The sequence below is a fragment of the Collinsella aerofaciens genome (assembly GCF_020709435.1).
Taxonomy (GTDB): Bacteria; Actinomycetota; Coriobacteriia; order Coriobacteriales; family Coriobacteriaceae; genus Collinsella; species Collinsella aerofaciens_AU.
The window spans coordinates 152,936-171,441 of the sequence record NZ_JAJFDP010000001.1 but is presented as its reverse complement, the minus strand read 5'-3'; the positions used below and the strand labels follow the sequence as shown (position 1 = coordinate 171,441).

Below are 18,506 nucleotides of genomic sequence, written 5' to 3'. Positions count from 1 at the left end.
TGGGCACGGCATGCGGCCGCGCGGGCGTGCTTGGTAGTGCGCTAATACATACAAAAACAGGTGCGCACAGAGAGGACGTTGCTCAGCACGCTGGCGATCGCTTTGGCAGCCCTATCACGCGCCGTCCAGACGCAGCAGCTCTAAGCGATGGAGCAGATTCGCCGCCGGTTAGTATACCCGCACTCCGTATGCCCCCACGTAAACCACAGATGACGAGGCGGACGGGGCGGGCCTGGCCGATTGTCTCAATCTGTAACAGATGCAGGGCAAAACCGGGTCCAAATGTTACAGAACAAGACAGAGGGGGATTTCCGTCCAGTCCAAACCAAATCTCTCAGTCTTCCTGCAATTTCGAACATGTGGCCTATAATGTTGCTTTGGTTACGCTGTATATTGCGCAGCCATTTAATACGTCGCCCACCGGGAGCCATTAATTCCTATCGCCATATTGGCTAGGAAGCAATCAAAGGAGGTATCGTGGCAGCAGAGACGCCTTGCTCGGTCCTCTATAACGATATCCGCTCGTTCGGCGGTCTTAAACATCTCGAGATCGCCCGAATGCTCATCAATGGAAACTCTTATCTCGGCAGTACCCTGCTCGAGAAATGCTCTTCCAACCGCTCGTATCTCACCCGTTACATCGTCCATCGCAAGCCTGACCAGTGCGCGCCCGCCATCTACAGCGACTTTACCGTCACCACGCTCAACCTTTCCGCGGCAATCTGCAGCAAGCTCGGCGGCGGCGAGTCCGCCTATCGGGCAATCGCCGAGCACTATCGCGGTCCGGCCGCCAACGAAATGATGTCGGCTCTCGCCAGCTACAAGCTGGACAGCCGCCTATATGCAAATGCCCTCAATCGCATCGACAACTTTGACGGCAATGCCGTGCGTGAGAAAAGCACGCTTTACCTTATGCTCTTTGTGGCAACGGGGGCGCTCGCCGATCCCGTTCAGGGCGTGGCCACCGTCGAGCGCTTTTGCGACAGCAAGACGGGTGGGCACTTTGGCACCACCGAAACTACCGTCGGACGTGGCTTTATGGGCAGTCTGGATCAGCCGCACGCCGTCGCTCCCAACCTCGGTCTGCTCAGGACACATGCCGACAACTGCGTCGACATGCAAATCCATCCCCTCACACGCGATCCGCGTGGCACGGTAATTGGATCCTTGCCCAAAACCTCGCCCAGCATCACCGATGTGGGCGCCGACGCATCGCGCGAACATCTTCGCATTTGGCTTGAGGGTGAGCACTGGTACGCCCAGGGCCTTGGATCGACCAACGGCACGGTGCTCGAATCGGGCGCGGGCGACGGCGATATCGTAATCGAGCCGCCGCGCGACCTACGCGAGCCCGGCAAGATCTATCCCCCAGTGGAAATCGAAAACAGCGACAGGCTCCATCTGGGTCTCTACACGACATTCCTTGTCATTGTGGACTAGCGCGGACGGCGATCGAAAGACGGTCGCCGTCCGTCTTTCGTCTTCTACCTTCTGCGTCGTAAACGACAATGCTCAGCGGTATACGTGGGCAGTGCGGCTATCATGGTACTTTACCGATATCCGCACTGCTCGCGTAAACGTGCGGCAACCCATGCCAGACAAAGGAACGCCATGGATACTACCGATAGCGCCTATGGCGACAAACTCGTCCGTCTCGATACGTTCGATACCGCCGTGGCGGTCGACCCCAGCGCCGAGGACGACGCCAAGCGTCGGTTTATGACGCTTATTCTCCAGACGGCCCACCGCAACAACGGCAACATCGGGCACGTGCTGCGCGCGACCAACACGAGCGGCGAGGTCTTTGCCGTCAAGCTACTCAAGGACAATGCCATCCTTTCCGGCCAAGCCCCCGACCGCTCCGCCGAGCAATCGGCAGCGCACCTGGCCAGCACCGCCGCGCTGTTCGAGGAGTACCGTCATCTGTGTACCGTCTCGCAGCTGCGCGGATTTCCGCGCGTCTATGGCTACGGATCGTGCGAGGATGACCCTCTCATCCTCATGGAGTGGGTCGAGGGCACCTCGCTCAAGCAGGCGCTGCCCTGCTTCCGCACGACGCCTCGGGCGGGCTGACCACCCAGATGGTCGCCGCTGTCGGAAACGCCGTGCTTCGTGCGCTCTTGATGACCCAAGGCCTCGTGAATCCGGTCATCCATCGCGACCTGTCGCCTGCCAATATCATGTTCCGCACCACCAGCCGAACACTCGAGCAGCAGATTGCCGATTGTTCCTTTGACCCCTGCCTCATCGACATGGGCTCCGCGACCATGGCTCTCGGCGACGACACGATCACCCGGCGCGCCGACATCTGGCGCTTTGCCACACCCGCATACGCCGCGCCCGAGATGCTCACGCAGGATATCGAAGGCATCGCGGCCCTTCGCCGTTCGCCCGCGATCGACGTCTATGCGCTTTCGAGCATTCTGTACCAGCTCTACAGCGGTCGCAAACCGTTTGACTTTGAGTCGACGGACGCCGCTGCAACCGGCTCGTTCTATCTCGTAAAGACCAAGACCAAGCCGGCGCCGCTCGAGCCGCGCTGCGAGGGCGATGAAGCGCTCGTCCAAATCATCATGAAGGGTCTCTCAGTCGAGCAGTGCGATCGTCCCACCGAGCAGCAGATGCTCGAGGTGCTCTCGGCATACCTCACCGATGCCGAATCCGAGGGCCGCGAAGGCACAGGAGACGAGGCCGCGATTGATATCGATTCTGGCACGCACCTTAAGGTCGACGTCGCCGGCGAGCGCGCGCGAGAGATCCTGGAGCAGGCCCGGCACGATGTCATGACCCGCCGCCGCTTTATTATCGGTGGCGTCGTTGCAGCCGTTGCGGGGCTCAGCGTCATTGGGGCGGCGACCCATGGCTTTGGCATCCCCGACTACCTGGACGGCATCCGCGGTTCGCTTGACGACTACACTTGGGATCAGCTGCAGGGGATCTCGCTCAAGATTAAGGCCGCCGAGACCCGTAGCGAGGCACGCGAGATTGCCAAGCGCTATCATCTGCTCGATGACAACGGGCATATCCCCTATCCGTGTACCAAGCGCGTGAAACTCACCAACGGGCTGGAGGTCGGCGCGCAGCTTGTGGGCATCCGTCACGATGAGCTTCTGGACGGTACGGGCAAGGCCGGGCTGACGTTTATGTTCGACGCGGGTATTGCCGAGCGCAACGCTGCGGCTGAACCGCCGAGCGCCGGCTGGGCAGATTGCGAGCTGCGGGAATGGCTCAACGGCGACGGCCTTAAGCTGCTGCCCAACGAGTTGCGCGCACTCATCAAATCTGTCAAAAAGATCTCGAATAACGCTGGCGCCGCCAACAGTGCATCGTGTCTGAGCGAGTTGCCCGCAACCCTTTGGCTGCCCGCCATGGTCGAGCTGTGCGGTACGCAACCGCCCAATTCGTTTGCCAAGGACTTTCACTACCTGGCCGACATCTATAACGGCGAGGGCAAGGAGTACCAACTCTTCCGCGAGCTCAAGGTGAGCCCGTATTCCACGAACGAGACGATGGTTCGCCAGTGGAAGGGCAAGGACACCTGCTGGTGGGAACGAACGGTGAGTCCCGACACATCGGAGAGCGAAGGCACGCTCTATATGAACCGCGTGGGGCACGACGGCGACGTCTTTACGTACGCAACGCCTGCGGAAAAGCCAAACAAGCTAACCTGTGTGATCCCCGGGTTCTGTATCTAGGCGGCGGGCGTCTTGCCGTGACGGGACCCCTCCCCGGCAATTGTCTCGATCTGTAACACTAGCTCGGCAGATACAGGTCTAGATGTTACAGAACGAGACAAACCCCCGCCCCGCGAGACAACATCTCAATCTGTAACAGTAAGGGGTTAAAAACCTCTCTAGATGTTACAGATCAAGACATTTGAGTTGACCGCGGACGCTCTGTCTCGATCTGTAACATCTAGCAGGCAAAACGGTCCCCAGATGTTACAGATTGAGATGTTTGGCAGGGACGGTCCATCGGCCAACCATCCATTCTCATCCGTAACGAAATGTCATATATTTCTTTCTGTACTAGACACCCCCAGGGGGTATGGGTGTATAGTATCGGCAGGTTAACAATTCCAATACCGAGCCACAGAAAGGAGAAGCCATGGCTCAAGATAAATTCGATGTGGATGGCATGACATGCGCCGCCTGTCAGGCGCACGTGGACCGTGCCGTGAGCAAGCTCGACGGCGTCGAGAGCGTCGCGGTCAATCTGCTCGCCAGCTCTATGCTGGTGGACTACGACCCCGCGCAGGTCTCCCCCGATGACATCTGCACCGCCGTCGACCGCGCGGGCTACTCGGCCTCACCCGTTGATGCGGGCACCGGTGCCGCCGGCTCAAACGGCAGTGCGCAAGCCAGGTCCGGCGCCGCCCATATGGAGTCGCCTACCAAAAAGCTGGAGGCCGCCGCCTCCGCCATGCGCACCCGCCTCATCGTCTCGATCGTATTCCTCATCCCACTGTTCTACATAGGCATGGGGCACATGCTTGGCTGGCCGCTACCCGGCATTTTCACCGACCATACCCACAGCATGACGCTCGCGCTCACCGAGCTCGTCCTGCTCATCCCCATCGTCTACGTCAACGACGCGTACTTTATCAACGGGTTTAAATCGCTCGCGCACGGCGCGCCCACCATGGACGCTCTCATCGCCGTCGGCGCCACCGCGTCGATCGCCTGGTCGCTCTATGCCATGTTTATCATGGCCGACCAGCTGGCCACAGGTCAGGTGCACGAGGCCATGATGACGGGCATGGACAACCTGTATTTTGAGAGCGCCGGCACCATCCTGTCGCTCGTCACCGTGGGCAAATACCTCGAAACGCGCAGCAAGTCCAAAACCGGCGGCGCTATCGAGGCGCTCATCGACTTGGCACCCAAGACTGCGACCGTCGTTGCCGACGACGGCACCGAAACCACCGTCGACGTCGACAGTATCCTTCCCGGCCAGGTCCTGCGCGTACGCCCCGGAGAGTCCATCCCCGTCGATGGCGTGGTGCTCGAGGGCAGCTCGGCCGTGGACGAGAGTGCGCTCACCGGCGAGTCCATCCCCGTGGAAAAGACCGCCAGCGACACCGTCAGCGCCGCCACCGTCAACCGCACCGGTTCGTTTACCTTCCGCGCCACGCGTGTGGGCGCCGACACGTCGCTCGCCAAGATTATCCAGCTCGTCGAGGACGCCAACGCCACCAAGGCGCCCATCGCCCGCATGGCCGACAAGGTCGCCGGCGTGTTCGTGCCCGTGGTGTTCGCAATCTCTGCCGTAACTTTTGTGGCATGGATGGTTTTGACCGGAAGCGTCAACGAAGCGCTCACCTCCGCCGTCGCCGTGCTGGTGATCAGCTGCCCGTGCGCGCTGGGTCTGGCCACACCCGTCGCCATTATGGTCGGCACCGGCAAGGGCGCCGAGATGGGCATTCTGTTTAAGAGCGCCGAGGCGCTGGAGAATCTGCGCAGCGTGGGCACCGTGGTGCTCGATAAGACGGGCACCGTCACCCGCGGCAAGCCGGCTGTGACCGACATTGAGGTGGCCACGCGCGCCGACGGCTCGCCCGCCATGAGCGAAAAGGCGCTGCTCAAGCTGGCCGCCGCGCTGGAGCGCTCAAGCGAGCACCCGCTGGCCGAGGCGATTATGGCCGAGTGCGAGGCGCACGGAATTGTCGCGCGCATGGTCGAGGACTTTGCCGCCGTGCCCGGTCGTGGCGTTACGGCGCGCGAGGGGCAGAATGTCATCGCAGCCGGCAACGTGCGCCTGATGGACGAGTTGGGCGTTACCGTGCCCGCGGGTCTTGCCGAGCAATTTGCCGCCGAAGGCAAGACGCCGCTGTTCTTTGCCAAGAACGGCGAGCTTGTCGGCACCATCGCCGTGGCTGACGAGGTCAAAGAGACGAGCGCCGAGGCCATCGCTGCGCTCCGCAAGCTCGGCGTCGACGTGCGCATGCTCACCGGCGACAACCGCGTGACGGCCGAGGCCATCGCCTGCCGCGTGGGGCTGAGCAGCGAACAGGTCATCGCCGACGTCCTCCCCGCCGACAAGGAGCGCCACGTGCGCGAGCTGCAGGATGCGGGCGGCAAGGTCGCCATGGTGGGCGACGGCATCAACGACTCCCCCGCCCTGGCGCGCGCCGACGTGGGCCTTGCCATCGGCACCGGCGCCGACATCGCCAAGGAGGGCGCCGACGTGGTACTCATGCGCAGCGATCTCATGGATGTTGCGCGGGCCATCGAGCTTTCGCGCGCCACGATTCGCAACATCAAGCAGGACCTGTTCTGGGCGCTGTTCTACAACGGCATCGGCATTCCGCTGGCGGCGGGCGTGTTCTTCCCGCTCACCGGGTGGCAGCTCTCGCCGATGTTTGGCGCCGCGGCCATGAGCCTGTCGAGCGTGTGCGTCGTAAGCAATGCGCTGCGTCTGAAATCCTTTAAGCCTAAAGTGGCAAAATAGGCTAACCATTAAGTCCATTTAGAACGGGTTTTCCAGGTGCCCGAGATTGACCTGAAAGAGGAGCGACGCGTACTTTGGTACGCGAGCGACGGCTTGAAGGTCAAGGTCGGGTGCCTGGGAAAGCCGACACAACAGAGAGGAATACCCATGCGTTACACGATCAAGACTTCCGGCCTTATGTGCGGCCACTGCGACGCCACCGTCGAGACGGCGTTGCTCAACGTGGCCGGCGTGACCGACGCCGACGCCGATCACGAGACCCAGACCGTCCAGGTGGAGTGCGCCGACACCGTGACCGCCGAGCAGCTCGTCGCCGCCGTCGAGGGCGCCGGCGAGAAGTTCCACGCCCTGTCCGTAACCGCCGCGTAACGACCCACGCGCACCCCGACCAGAAACGAGGACCCGCCATGATGGCAGACCATAAATCGGTGACCCGCATGCTCAAGACGGCACGCGGTCAGATCGACGGCATCCTGCGGATGGTCGAGGAGGACCGCTACTGCGTCGATATTTCCACGCAGCTCATGGCAACGCAGGCGCTCCTCGCGCGCATTAACGCCGACGTGCTCAAGGCGCATATCGAGGGCTGCGTGACTTCGGCAATCGAATCGGGCGACGAAGACCTCAAAGCCGCCAAGCTCGCCGAAATCGAACGCGTCGTCGACAAACTCTCCAAGTAATTGGGGCATTGGGGACAGACTTCTTTGCACCGTCTTGGTATTCCGGGGACAGGTACGTTTGCACCACATTGGTGCAGATTAACCTGTCCCCCTTGCTCTAAATCGGGTATAAAGGCGTGCGGCATATCGAATGAAAGGCAATTTGCATGAATGACTTTATGAAGGGCCGCAATGGCGCTGACGAACTCACCATCGTGATGGGCTTCGCAGGCATTATCATCGCCATGATCGGTTCGATGGCTCGTATCCAGTGGCTCAGCTGGATTGCCATCGCCGTAATCGTGATTGGCGTGCTGCGCGGCCTGTCCAAAAATATCGATGCACGTCGCAAGGAGAACGAGGCCTTTGTCGCCGCGACTGCAAACGTACCCGGCTTGGGCAAGTTTGTAGCTAGCTTGGGCGGCGGAGCTGCAGCGGCCAACGCCTCGCGCGCAGCCGGTACTAGCAAGGAAGACTTTGAACGTGCCAAGCGCACAGCCAAGAAGATGTGGAAGGGCCGCAAGACCACGGCCTATCTCAAGTGCCCCAACTGCGGCCAGATGCTCTCCGTTCCCAAGGGCAAAGGCAAGATCCGCGTCACCTGCCCCAAGTGCCATGCCAAGATGGAGACGCGCTCATAGCCGCCATACCATGGGACAAATAAAAGCCGAGGCCTCGCACTGGGACCTCGGCTTTTTCTGATTATGACAAAAGGATTGTCCCTTTGTCGCATCGCCATATCGCGCGCTTACGCCACGCCATCGCGGGCAAGCTCCTCGGCCAACGCCTCGGCAGGCATGGCCATAATCGCGTCGAGCTCGGCGTCCACCTCGGGAATACGCTTCACCTTGAGTTTGCGCACCAGATCACCACGGCACATCACGTGCATCGGCTCACGCAGTGCGCACAGGTCATCGAGCGGATTCTTGCGCGTCACCAGGATATCGGCGGCCTTGCCGCACTCGATTGTGCCGGTCTCGCCGCCCAGCCCCAGCAGCTCGGCATTGACCTGCGTGGCCGTATGCAGCGCGAAGGCGTTACTCACACCCACGTACTTGGCAAAATAGGCCACCTCACGCCACATGTCGTACTGCGTCACGAACGGGCAGCTCGAGTCCGTGCCAAGGCCCACCTTAACGCCAGCTTCCAGTGCGGCACGGGCGCTCTCGATGATGCCCGAGCACACGATGTCGCCGTTCTTCTTTTGTGTATCGGTCGAATGGGTCTTTTCCGGGTCGAGCAATACAAACGGCAGCGCCGGGCTGATAGTGCAGGTAACGCTGGGCGCACGCCCCTCGAGCTGCGTGCCCGCGGTGCCACGGTACAGCTCCAGAATCTCGGACGTCAACGGAGCGCCGTGCTCAATCGTGTCAACGCCGGCCTCAAGCGCAACCTTCACACCCTCGGTACTCTCGACATGGGCCATGACCGGAAGGCCCATATCGTGCGCCGCCTTGCACGCCGCCGCGGCAACCTCCACCGGCATACGCAGCACGCCCGGCTCGCCCACCTCGGTCGCATCGAACACACCGCCCGTTACGAACAGCTTAATGACGTCGGCACCGCGCGCATACAGGTCGCGCACCTGTTCGGCTGCCTCGGCGGGACTGTTTGCCACCTGGGCGAACAAGCCCGCACCATGGCCGCCCGGCACCGTGACGCCCGTTCCCGGCGCCACCAGGCGAGGACCTTGATACTTGCCGGCGTCGATGGCATTACGAACGGCGATGTCGGCAAACAGTGGGTCGCCCGCGCCGCGCACCGTGGTCACGCCGCTTGCCAGTTGTTGTTGGGCGCTGCCCTTAAGAATATGGCGCACGATGGCGCGCCCCACGGGATTATCGATCTTCTTCATCAGCGCGCCCGCATCGCCCGCCGAAACCGGCTTGCCCGAACCGCACAGATGCACATGCATATTGATGAGACCGGGCATGAGATACGCACCTGCCAGGTCGATGACCTCGGCACCTGCAGGTGCCTGCGCCACAGCACTCGGCCCCATCCACGTGATGACACCGCGCTCAACAGTCACGGCCATATCGGGTTGCGGCTCCATATGCTCCGAACCATCCAGGACGGTCGCATTGATAAACAACGTGGAACGATCGGCAGACGCCATATCGAGCTCCTCCCTCGCAATTAACTTGAACATTTGTCCATTATCACCTAATGCAGCGAACTAAAGTCAAACATATCGGTTAACGGAGGGAAGAGGGGATGTGGGGGACGGAATACGTTGCAGCCCCATCCCAGCAACATCAGGGGAATGTCTCGAACTGTAACAGGTACAGGGTTATTGGGCCCCTTGATGTTACAGATCGAGACATTCGGTCGACGTTTCACCGGTTTGTCTCGATCTGTAACAGTTACGAGCTCAAATAACCTCTAAACGTTACAGATTGAGACAAAACCTCTCAGCGCCCATACCACCGGCATCTCCATTCCTCAGCCAAATCAGCCCGTCGCGGAATACCCGCCAGCCTCATTTTCTCGACCAGCTTCCCCGGGTCTTTGAGTTCGTTAAACGTAAACCGAAGCACCTTATGCCCGAGCATTGTCAGATGGGACTCCCGTTGACGTTCTGCCACGAATGGGTCGACCGACTCCCGACCCTCGCCGTTCTGCAAGGTGTACTTCCCCTTTCCGTCGAGCTCGCCGATGACACACGTCCCGTTCTCGAGCCGCCAAAAATAGTCGACGCGAAACACCTGGCTCGGATCGAGCGGGTCGCGAAACTCCACCTGCAGCTCCGGAACCGGAAAGCCGTACGCAATAAAGAACGCTCGGAACCGAGACTCGCCGCCGTTTTCGGACAGCCCGTCCGCATACGACGCAATCACCTGTGCCCTGCGATACCCTCGCCTGCCCTTACAATCGACGCGGAGGCGCTCGCACAAATCCCCACGCGATACGCCTTTCGCCCGCAGTGCAGAATCGGCAATCGCCAACCCGTAGGAGAACGGCGCACGCAGCAAGCAATCATCTACCGTGCGCCAAAACGGCGTCGCCCACACGCCGTCGACTTGTTCAAGCGCACCCGCCGCCTGCGGACGCAACAGCCGACATCCTGCACTCAGCGGCACCGAGCAACCTGTCTTAACAAGATAACGCGGCCCGAGCAGATCATTCGGCACCTCCAGACCCCATATCAGTGCGGCGTCATATCCCCAAAACGCCCAATCGGGATGAAATTCCGCAAGCCCTCTGATAGTCCTCAGTGCTCGCTCCGTCAGCGTCAATGCATCCCAATCATGCTGAAAACAGAACAGGTACGGCTCGGGCTCCGCAATATCGTCGGTTCCAACATGGCGTCGCAACCACATGAGCTCGGTATTGTCATGCGTTGCGAGCAGCGTACCTTGCTCGGTCGCCTCCGTGAGCCGCGCGAGCATCCTGTTCCGCGCCAACGTGTTGCGAGTCGCATGTTTGTGTTTGAGAACGGTATTAGACACTTTCATCACCACCACATCGGACAAATGGACCATCGTCACCGTTGCCTCCGCTGACAAATGTCTTGATCTGTAACAGGAAGACAGTCTTTGAGCCTCTAGTTGTTACAGATTGAGATCTTTCGGCAGCCGCCAACCCTCCGTCTCAATCTGTAACAGCAAGGTCGACTTTTAGCCTGTAGATGTTACAGATCGAGACATTCCCCCAACCAGGTGCCAAACGTCTCGATCTGTAACAGTTAGACGTTCTCCAGGGCCCTAAACGTTACAGATTTAGACAAATCAGCAGCGCCCAAGCATTCGTCTCGATCTGTAACAGGTAGACCGGTTTTTTGTCCCTAAACGTTACAGATCGAGACAAATAGACACGCGGCGGCGCTGCGACAGCCCATCCCTTACTCCCACTCCTGCTCGTAGATGTTGAGGGACTTTACGTAGCGCCCCTGGGCGCCCATGATGTCGCGGACCAGGCGCAAAAAGAAGCTGATGCACGAGGTGTCGAAGCCGTCCTGCAGGTCCTCCGGATGCACCGCACCCGGCCCATCGACCGCCGTGTCGCTCAGGCGCGCGATGTCATACAGGTAGAGCTGCCCCGCCGTCAGCCAGACATCGTCGACGCAGGCGAGGCGCACCGCAATCGCGCCGTCGCTCCAATGCTCCTTTTGCACGATATGCGGGTCGTAGACATCAAAGCGACGGTCGGTGCGCGTATCCTTCAGCGCAGCCATGCCGTTCGCAGGATCCTTGTCCAAAATGCCAAAGCGCGAGAAATACTGCATGTCGCGTACCTGCTCGAGCCGCTTGAGCGAGACAGGCGAAAGCGATGCCGGCGGCTCGTCAACATACAGCTCGAGCAGCGTCTTGCCATGGCGATAGGGGCGCTCGAAGAGCAGCCAATCGGTAAATGCCATGTTGTAGGCCATGATTTCGTTTTGGGAAGGCTCGGTGCAATAGCTGAGCCACGGGTCGACAATGATCTCAAACTGCTCGCGCGCCGGCTCCAAAAACTGAAACTTCCGCAGCATCCAAAAATGGGCCATGTCGGCAATATCGTTGCCGACGGCTTCAGCCAGATGCGCTCGGTCTAAAACGTGGTCAGTCACGGCATCCTCCTCAAACTGATGAACCTCAATTTGAGCTTACGGGGAGGGTGGGCAGCCACTGTCAGCACGGACAAAATAGGCCTCCGGCTGCAAACCAACTGCTGACCAAACACTTGACGGGATGCTTGACCGAAAATGCGCACCGCAACAAAACCGCAGATAAACATAGACGGCCAACCCGCCCTTTTGAGCCAAGCGCCCCCGGCCACCACAGAAACAGCAGAGCACCACAGCTCAAGAAGACGCCGAATGGACACTCGCGCGTCGACAAACGAACAAATCGGTCGCAAACCCGCAAGGAGTGTCCCCGAATGCCGGCACATAAGGAACGTCCCCAGCATGCCGGCACTTGGGGACGTTCCTTTTGGGCCGGCCGTTGGGGACAGCCCTTGACGATTCAGCTGTGGACAGCCGCCTTACAGCTCCAGCGCGTCGGCGACTTCGGCAGCGCAGGCCAGGGCATCGGCCACGGCGTTTACCACGAGTGAGCTGCCGTTGCGAGCATCACCCGCCACATACACCGGCGCGGCATCCGCGGCGACGCCGTCGACACGAGCCGCAAGGTGCGAGCCCTCGGCAGCCATCACCGGCAGCGGACGACCAGCGGTGGCAACAGGCACGCCAACGGCGTCGAACACACTGTGCTCCGGGCCCGTGAAGCCGCAGGCGATGAGCACCAGCTGCGCCGGTACCTCGTGCTCGGAGCCCGCGATGCGCTCGGGCTTTCCCGCCGACCAGTCCAGATCGACCACGCGCAGACCCGCAGCCGCGCCCTTCTTGTCCAGCAGCACCTCGAGCGTATCCACGCCCCAGGCACGCATCTCGCCACCCATCGCAGCGATAGCCTCCTGCTGGCCGTAGTCGGTCTTCTTAACGTTGGGCCACTGCGGCCAGGGGTTGCTCGCCGCGCGCTTATCGGGCGCAGCCGGCAAGAACTCAAACTGGCGCACGCTGCGCGCACCCTGACGTACCGCGGTGCCCACGCAGTCGTTACCGGTATCGCCGCCGCCAATGACCACGACGTCCAGGCCGCATGCATCGATGACAGGCTCGCCGCCATCGAGCACCGAGGCGGTCGAAGCCGTCAGGTAGTCCACGGCATACACCACGCCCGGGGCATCAATGTTCGCAGCCGAAAGCCCACGCGGAGCACGAGCGCCGGCAGCCACCACGGCGGCGTCAAAGTCGTCGAGCTTGGCGGTAACCTTGGGATCGCTCACGTCAGCACCCAGCTCGAACACAATGCCCAGCTCGCGCATAAGTGCCACGCGACGCTCGACCACGGACTTCTCGAGCTTCATGTTGGGAATGCCGTACATGAGCAGGCCGCCCGGGCGGTCGTCACGCTCAAACACCGTCACGCGGGCACCGCGACGCGCAAGCTCCCATGCTGCCGCCAGACCAGCAGGACCAGAGCCCACCACGGCAACCGTGGGCGCGCCCTCCCCTGCCGGCTCAAAGCGGCGCGGACCGCCGTTGGCCCACTCATGGTCGCTGATCGCACGCTCGTTGTCATGGATCGTCGTGGGTTGGCCATCGACCGAACCCAGGTTGCACGCGGCCTCGCACAACGCCGGGCACACGCGACTCGTAAACTCGGGCATGGGCGAGGTGAGCGACAGGCGCTCGACAGCCTCATCCCAGCGGCCGCGGTACACCAGCTCATTCCACTCGGGAATCAGGTTGTGCAGCGGGCAGCCGCTCGGGCGTGCCTTGCCAAAGCTCGCGCCCATCTGACAAAACGCCACACCACACATCATGCAGCGGCTCGCCTGGGCACGGCGCGCATCGTCGTCGAGCTCCACGTACAGCGGATCGAAATCGCGGCTGCGCTCCTCCACGGGGCGCAGCTCGTGGGTCACGCGATCGATATCAAGAAAAGCACCGGGCTTACCCATGGCACTTACGCCTCCTTCTTGGTCGAAGCAACAGAGCTGGCGGTGGCGGGCGCAGCGCCAGCGACACCACCCGCCACATCAAAGCGAGCGACATCGGCGGCGTCGGCGCGACCGGTCACAATGTCAAACGCCAGCTCCTCTGCCTGCGCATGCGTCTTGCCGGCAGCCTCGGCGGCGGCGACAATCGCCAGCACGCGCTCGTACTCGGTTGGAATGACCTTCACAAAGTGCTTGCTCATCGTCTCAAAGCTGTAGAGCAGCTTAATGCCGCGCGGGCTCTGCGTCGCGTCCACGTGCTCCTGGACGAGCGCACGAATCTGCGCCAGCTCACCGGCCGTCGGGGCTTTAAGCTCAACGCTCTCGTGGTTCACACGGGCATCGAGCGTGCCGTACTGGTCAAAGACGTAAGCCACGCCACCCGTCATGCCGGCGGCGAAGTTCTGCCCGACCTCGCCCAGGATGAGCGCCAGACCTCCCGTCATGTACTCGCAGCCATGGTTGCCGCAGCCCTCGACCACCACCGTGGCACCGGAGTTGCGTACGCCAAAGCGCTGGCCGGCCAGGCCGTTAATGAAGCCGCGGCCACTCGTAGCGCCAAAGAACGCAACGTTGCCCACGATGATGTTCTCGTCGAACTTGTAGGTCGCATGCGGGTTGGGGCGCACCGACACCTCGCCGCCCGAAAGGCCCTTGCCAAAGTAGTCGTTGGCGTCGCCGCACACGTTGAGCGTAATGCCGCGCGGCAGGAAGGCGCCAAAGCTCTGACCGGCCGAACCATCGCAATCGATGGTGATGGAGCCGGCGGGCAGGCCCTCGGGATGCGCCTTGGTCACCGCGTTGCCCAAGATGGTGCCCACGCAGCGGTTGACGTTGGCGATATCGGCGCGGAAGCGAATCGGACGCAGGTGCGCACGGGCATCGGCCGTATAGGGCACAAACAACGTGGAGTCGAGCGTCTTGTCGAGCTCGCTGTCCGCAGCCATCTGGGGCAGGAAGTGACGGCCGTCGGCGCCCGGGATGTGGGCACCGAACTCACAGGTCGCGCTTGCCAGCACGGGCGACAGATCGAGCAGGTTGGCCTTGCGGTTGCCCGGGACCTCGATCTGGCGCAGGCACTCGGGATGGCCGACCATCTCGTCGACGGTGCGGAAGCCCAGGCTCGCCATGACCTCGCGCAGCTGCTCGGCAACAAAGAGCATAAAGTGCTCGACGTGCTCTGGCTTGCCGCGGAAGCCGCGACGCAGGCGGCAGTTTTGCGTAGCGATGCCGGCGGGGCAGGTATCCTGCTGGCAGTCGCGCTGCATGAGGCAGCCCATCGAGATGAGCGGCATGGTCGCAAAGCCAAACTCCTCGGCACCCAGCAGGCAGGCGACGGCAACATCGGTGCCGTCCATGAGCTTGCCGTCGGCCTCGAGCACCACGCGCGAGCGCAGGCCGTTTTGCAGCAGCGTCTGCTGGGCCTCGGCAAGACCGAGCTCCAGCGGCAGACCGGCGTGCCAAATGGAATCGCGAGCAGCGGCACCCGAGCCGCCGTTGTGGCCGCTGATCAAAATCTTGTCGGCGGCACCCTTGGCCACACCGGTGGCGATGGTGCCGACACCGGCCTCGCTGACCAGCTTGACCGACACGCGAGCGCCGGGGTTGGCGTTCTTAAGATCGAAGATAAGCTCCGCCAGGTCCTCGATGGAGTAGATGTCGTGGTGCGGCGGAGGTGAGATCAGGCCGATGCCGGGCGTGGACTGACGGACCTCGGCGATCCAGGGATAGACCTTCTTACCGGGCAGGTGGCCACCCTCGCCGGGCTTGGCGCCCTGGGCCATCTTGATCTGAATCTCGAAGGCACTGCACAGATAGCGGCTCGTCACGCCAAAGCGCGCGCTTGCCACTTGCTTGATGGCGGAGTTCTTGGAGTCACCGTTAGCCAGCGGGGTCTCGCGACGCGGGTCCTCGCCGCCCTCGCCGGAGTTGGAACGGCCATGCAGGCGGTTCATGGCGATGGCCATGCACTCATGTGCTTCCTTGCTGATGGAGCCGTACGACATGGCGCCGGTGTTAAAGCGGCGGACGATGTTGAGCGCGGGCTCGACCTCGTCGAGTGCCACCGGAGTGCGGCCGCTGGCATCAAAGTCCAGCAGGTCGCGCAGGCGCACGGCACGGCCGGTGCGGTGCAGGCGGGCGCTGTACTTCTTAAAGGTGTCGTAGCTGTCCTCGCGGCAGGCGGTCTGCAGCAGGTAGACGGTCTGGGGGTCAATCAGGTGATCCTCGCCACCGAGCGGGCGCCACTTGGTCAGGCCCAGTGTGGGCAGCTGATCGGGAGCAGGGCTCTTAAGGATGACGAGCGCGGCGTCGTAGCGCTCATTTTGCTCGCGCTCGACGTCCTCGATACCCATACCGCCCACACGGCTCACCGTACCGGCAAAGTACGCGTTGACGAACTCCGGCGTAAAGCCCACGGCCTCGAAGATCTGCGCCGAATGGTAGCTCTGCACCGTGGAGATGCCCATCTTTGACATGATGGAGACAATGCCGGCAGTCGCAGCCTTATTGTAGTTGGCGATGCCCTGCTCGGCCGTCACGTCCAGGTCGCCGCGTGCCGCCAGATCGCGGATGCACGCATGTGCGTTGTACGGATAGATGCCGCTCGCGGAGTAGCCCACCAGTGCCGCAAAGTCGTGCGGGGACACGGCGTCGCCGCACTCCACCACGATATCGGCAAAGGTGCGCACGCCAGCGCGGATCAGATGGTTGTGCACGCAGCCCACGGCAAGCAGCGACGGCACGGGCACCTCGCCCGCTTCGGCGCGATCGCTCAACACCACGATGTTCACTCCGTCGCGGACCGCAGCCTCAACGTCCTCTGCGAGCTGTTTGAGTGCAGCCTGCAGCGCGCCCTCGCCGGCATCGCGGCGGTAGACGGCACGGAAGCGACGGGTCTTAAAGCCCACGCGGTCGATGGCGCAGATACGCTCGAACTCCTCCTCGTTGAGCAGCGGACGCTCCAGACGCACCAGCTGGCAGGCCGTGCGGGAGTCCTCGAGCAGGTTGCCGTGGTTGCCCAGGTAGAGCGTGGTCGAGGTGACCATATGCTCGCGTAGGGCGTCGATCGGCGGGTTCGTGACCTGAGCGAACAGCTGATAGAAGTAGTCAAAGAACGAGCGCGTCTTCTTGGACAGGCAGGCCAGCGGCGCGTCGATGCCCATCGAGGCGAGCGGGGCCTTGCCCTGCTGGGCCATGGGGCGCACGACCTCGTCAACATCATCCCAGTGATACCCGAGCTTGGCCATGCGCACGGCGGCGGGCACCTCGGTATCCTCGGCGGGCGTGGGCGCGACGGGCTTGTCGAGCGCGTCGACGGTCAGCGTCTCCTCGGCGATCCAGTCGCGGTAGGGCTTTTCCTTAGCGTAACGGGCGCGCAGCTCATCGTTGTAGATCACGCGACCGCGGGCAAAATCGACCTCGAGCATCTGGCCCGGCCCCAGACAGCCGCTCGTCAGGATGTTCTCGGGGCTCACCTCGATGGTGCCCACCTCGCTTGCCAGCATAAAGCGACCGTCGCGCGTCACATAGTAGCGGGCGGGACGCAGACCGTTGCGGTCGAGGGCAGCACCCAGGGTACGGCCGTCGGTAAAGGCGATGGCGGCCGGGCCGTCCCAGGGCTCCATGAGCATGGACTGGTAGGCGTCGTAGGCGCGGCGCTCCTCGCTCAGGCTGTCGTTGTGGTCCCACGGCTCGGGCAGCAGCATGGACGCGGCACGCGTGAGCGGACGGCCGTTCATGACCAAAAACTCAAGCACATTGTCCAGAATCGCGGAGTCGGAGCCCTCGCGGTTGATGATGGGCATCACGCGCTCAAGATCGTGCTGCAGCACGGGGCTGTACAGGTTGGGTTCGCGGGCGCGAATCCAGTTGACGTTGCCCTTGAGGGTATTGATCTCGCCGTTGTGGATGATAAAGCGGTTGGGATGTGCGCGCTCCCAGCTGGGCGTGGTGTTGGTGGAGTAGCGCGAGTGGACGAGCGCCACGGCCGTTTTGACGGCGGCGTCGTTGAGGTCGATGAAGAAACGGCGCATCTGCGTGGCCACAAGCATGCCCTTGTACACGATGGTGCGCGAGCTCATGGAGCACACATAGAAGATCTTGTCGCGCAGGGCAAACTCGGCGTCGGCCTTCTTTTCGATGGTGCGGCGGCACACGTACAGGCGACGCTCAAAGGCATCGCCGGCGGGCGTGTCGTCCGGACGGCCCAGGAAAGCCTGCAGGATAGTAGGCATGCAGGCGCGGGCCGTCTCGCCCAGGTCGTGCGGGTCGACCGGCACCTCGCGCCAGAAGAGCAGCGGCACGCCGGCTTCGGCGCAGCCCTCCTCAAACACGCGGCGGGCATCCTCTACGCCCTTGTCGTCCTGCGGGAAGAACAGCATGGCCACGCCATAGTCGCCCTCTGCCGGCAGAATCTGGCCGCACTTTTGGGCCTCTTTACGGAAAAAGTGATGCGGAACCTGGAACAGGATGCCGGCGCCGTCGCCGGTGTTCTTCTCGAGTCCCGTACCGCCGCGGTGCTCCAAGTTGACCAGAATGGACAGTGCGTCGTCCAGAATCTGGTGATGGCGCTCGCCGTTGATATCGGCAAGCGCGCCGATGCCACATGCATCGTGGTCGAATTCGGGGCGATAAAGGCCCTGCTGCTGAGCGAAATCTGCCTGCATCGCGATCCTCCCCTAGCTATTAGACAGTCAGTTGACTAGGCATACTAGGTGCATCGCCGGCCCGTTGTGTTTCCCGCCCGTTTCGAAACAATCGCGTAACGCACGCCCTACGAGTGGACACCGCCGACCTCAAGGGCGACAACATAGGCCCCAAGTTCGGCCTGTAAGCTCACCGCTTCAAACATCTCAATCCGTAACAGTAAGACCCAATTTCCATCCCTAGTTGTTACAGATCAAGACATTT

The 18,506-nt window shown here is 62.0% G+C and carries 12 protein-coding genes; 7 read left to right on the top strand and 5 right to left on the bottom strand.

What is annotated here, in order from left to right:
* The first annotated feature begins 477 nt into the window (after positions 1-477).
* The 7 genes from LK493_RS10265 to LK493_RS00775 all read left to right on the top strand — a co-directional run bounded on the left by LK493_RS10265 (position 478) and on the right by LK493_RS00775 (position 7,750).
* The gene (locus LK493_RS10265; protein ID WP_022094557.1) at positions 478-1,440 is read left to right on the top strand and encodes an FHA domain-containing protein; all 963 of its coding nucleotides are present in this window, start codon (positions 478-480) and stop codon (positions 1,438-1,440) included.
* Positions 1,441-1,611: 171 nt separating this feature from the next.
* Positions 1,612-2,073 carry a hypothetical protein gene (locus LK493_RS00800; protein ID WP_227789792.1) on the top strand — a complete coding sequence of 154 codons (462 nt, stop codon included), beginning with the start codon at positions 1,612-1,614 and terminating at the stop codon, positions 2,071-2,073.
* Between the two features lie 8 nt (positions 2,074-2,081).
* A complete protein-coding gene (locus LK493_RS00795) occupies positions 2,082-3,695 on the top strand; it encodes a protein kinase domain-containing protein (protein WP_408583381.1) in 1,614 nt (537 codons plus the stop codon).
* A 412-nt stretch (positions 3,696-4,107) separates the two neighbouring features.
* Positions 4,108-6,450, top strand: coding sequence for a heavy metal translocating P-type ATPase (locus LK493_RS00790; protein ID WP_227789790.1), 2,343 nt, complete (start codon positions 4,108-4,110; stop codon positions 6,448-6,450).
* A gap of 147 nt (positions 6,451-6,597) precedes the next feature.
* Positions 6,598-6,819, top strand: coding sequence for a heavy-metal-associated domain-containing protein (locus LK493_RS00785; protein ID WP_227789789.1), 222 nt, complete (start codon positions 6,598-6,600; stop codon positions 6,817-6,819).
* Between the two features lie 41 nt (positions 6,820-6,860).
* Positions 6,861-7,130 (top strand): metal-sensing transcriptional repressor, encoded by a 270-nt coding sequence (locus LK493_RS00780; RefSeq protein WP_226812542.1) that lies wholly within the window; start codon positions 6,861-6,863, stop codon positions 7,128-7,130.
* 146 nt (positions 7,131-7,276) lie between these two features.
* Positions 7,277-7,750 (top strand): hypothetical protein, encoded by a 474-nt coding sequence (locus tag LK493_RS00775; protein WP_035137389.1) that lies wholly within the window; start codon positions 7,277-7,279, stop codon positions 7,748-7,750.
* A gap of 107 nt (positions 7,751-7,857) precedes the next feature.
* On the opposite strand, the gene LK493_RS00770 is transcribed toward LK493_RS00775, so the two are convergent.
* From LK493_RS00770 to gltB, 5 genes are all read right to left on the bottom strand, one after another.
* Entirely contained in the window at positions 7,858-9,228 is a 1,371-nt protein-coding gene (locus LK493_RS00770; RefSeq protein ID WP_227789788.1) for an amidohydrolase family protein, read from the bottom strand.
* 295 nt (positions 9,229-9,523) lie between these two features.
* A complete protein-coding gene (locus LK493_RS00765; RefSeq protein ID WP_148334164.1) occupies positions 9,524-10,600 on the bottom strand; it encodes a hypothetical protein in 1,077 nt (358 codons plus the stop codon).
* A gap of 353 nt (positions 10,601-10,953) precedes the next feature.
* Positions 10,954-11,661, bottom strand: a complete 708-nt coding sequence (locus LK493_RS00760; protein ID WP_227789787.1) for a hypothetical protein — start codon at positions 11,659-11,661, stop codon at positions 10,954-10,956.
* Between the two features lie 416 nt (positions 11,662-12,077).
* Complete coding sequence (locus LK493_RS00755; protein WP_227789786.1) at positions 12,078-13,559, bottom strand: glutamate synthase subunit beta; 1,482 nt, start codon at positions 13,557-13,559, stop codon at positions 12,078-12,080.
* A 5-nt stretch (positions 13,560-13,564) separates the two neighbouring features.
* Positions 13,565-18,262: a glutamate synthase large subunit gene (gene gltB, locus LK493_RS00750; protein ID WP_227789785.1), complete on the bottom strand. Its 4,698-nt coding sequence runs from the start codon at positions 18,260-18,262 to the stop codon at positions 13,565-13,567.
* Positions 18,263-18,506: the final 244 nt, after the last annotated feature.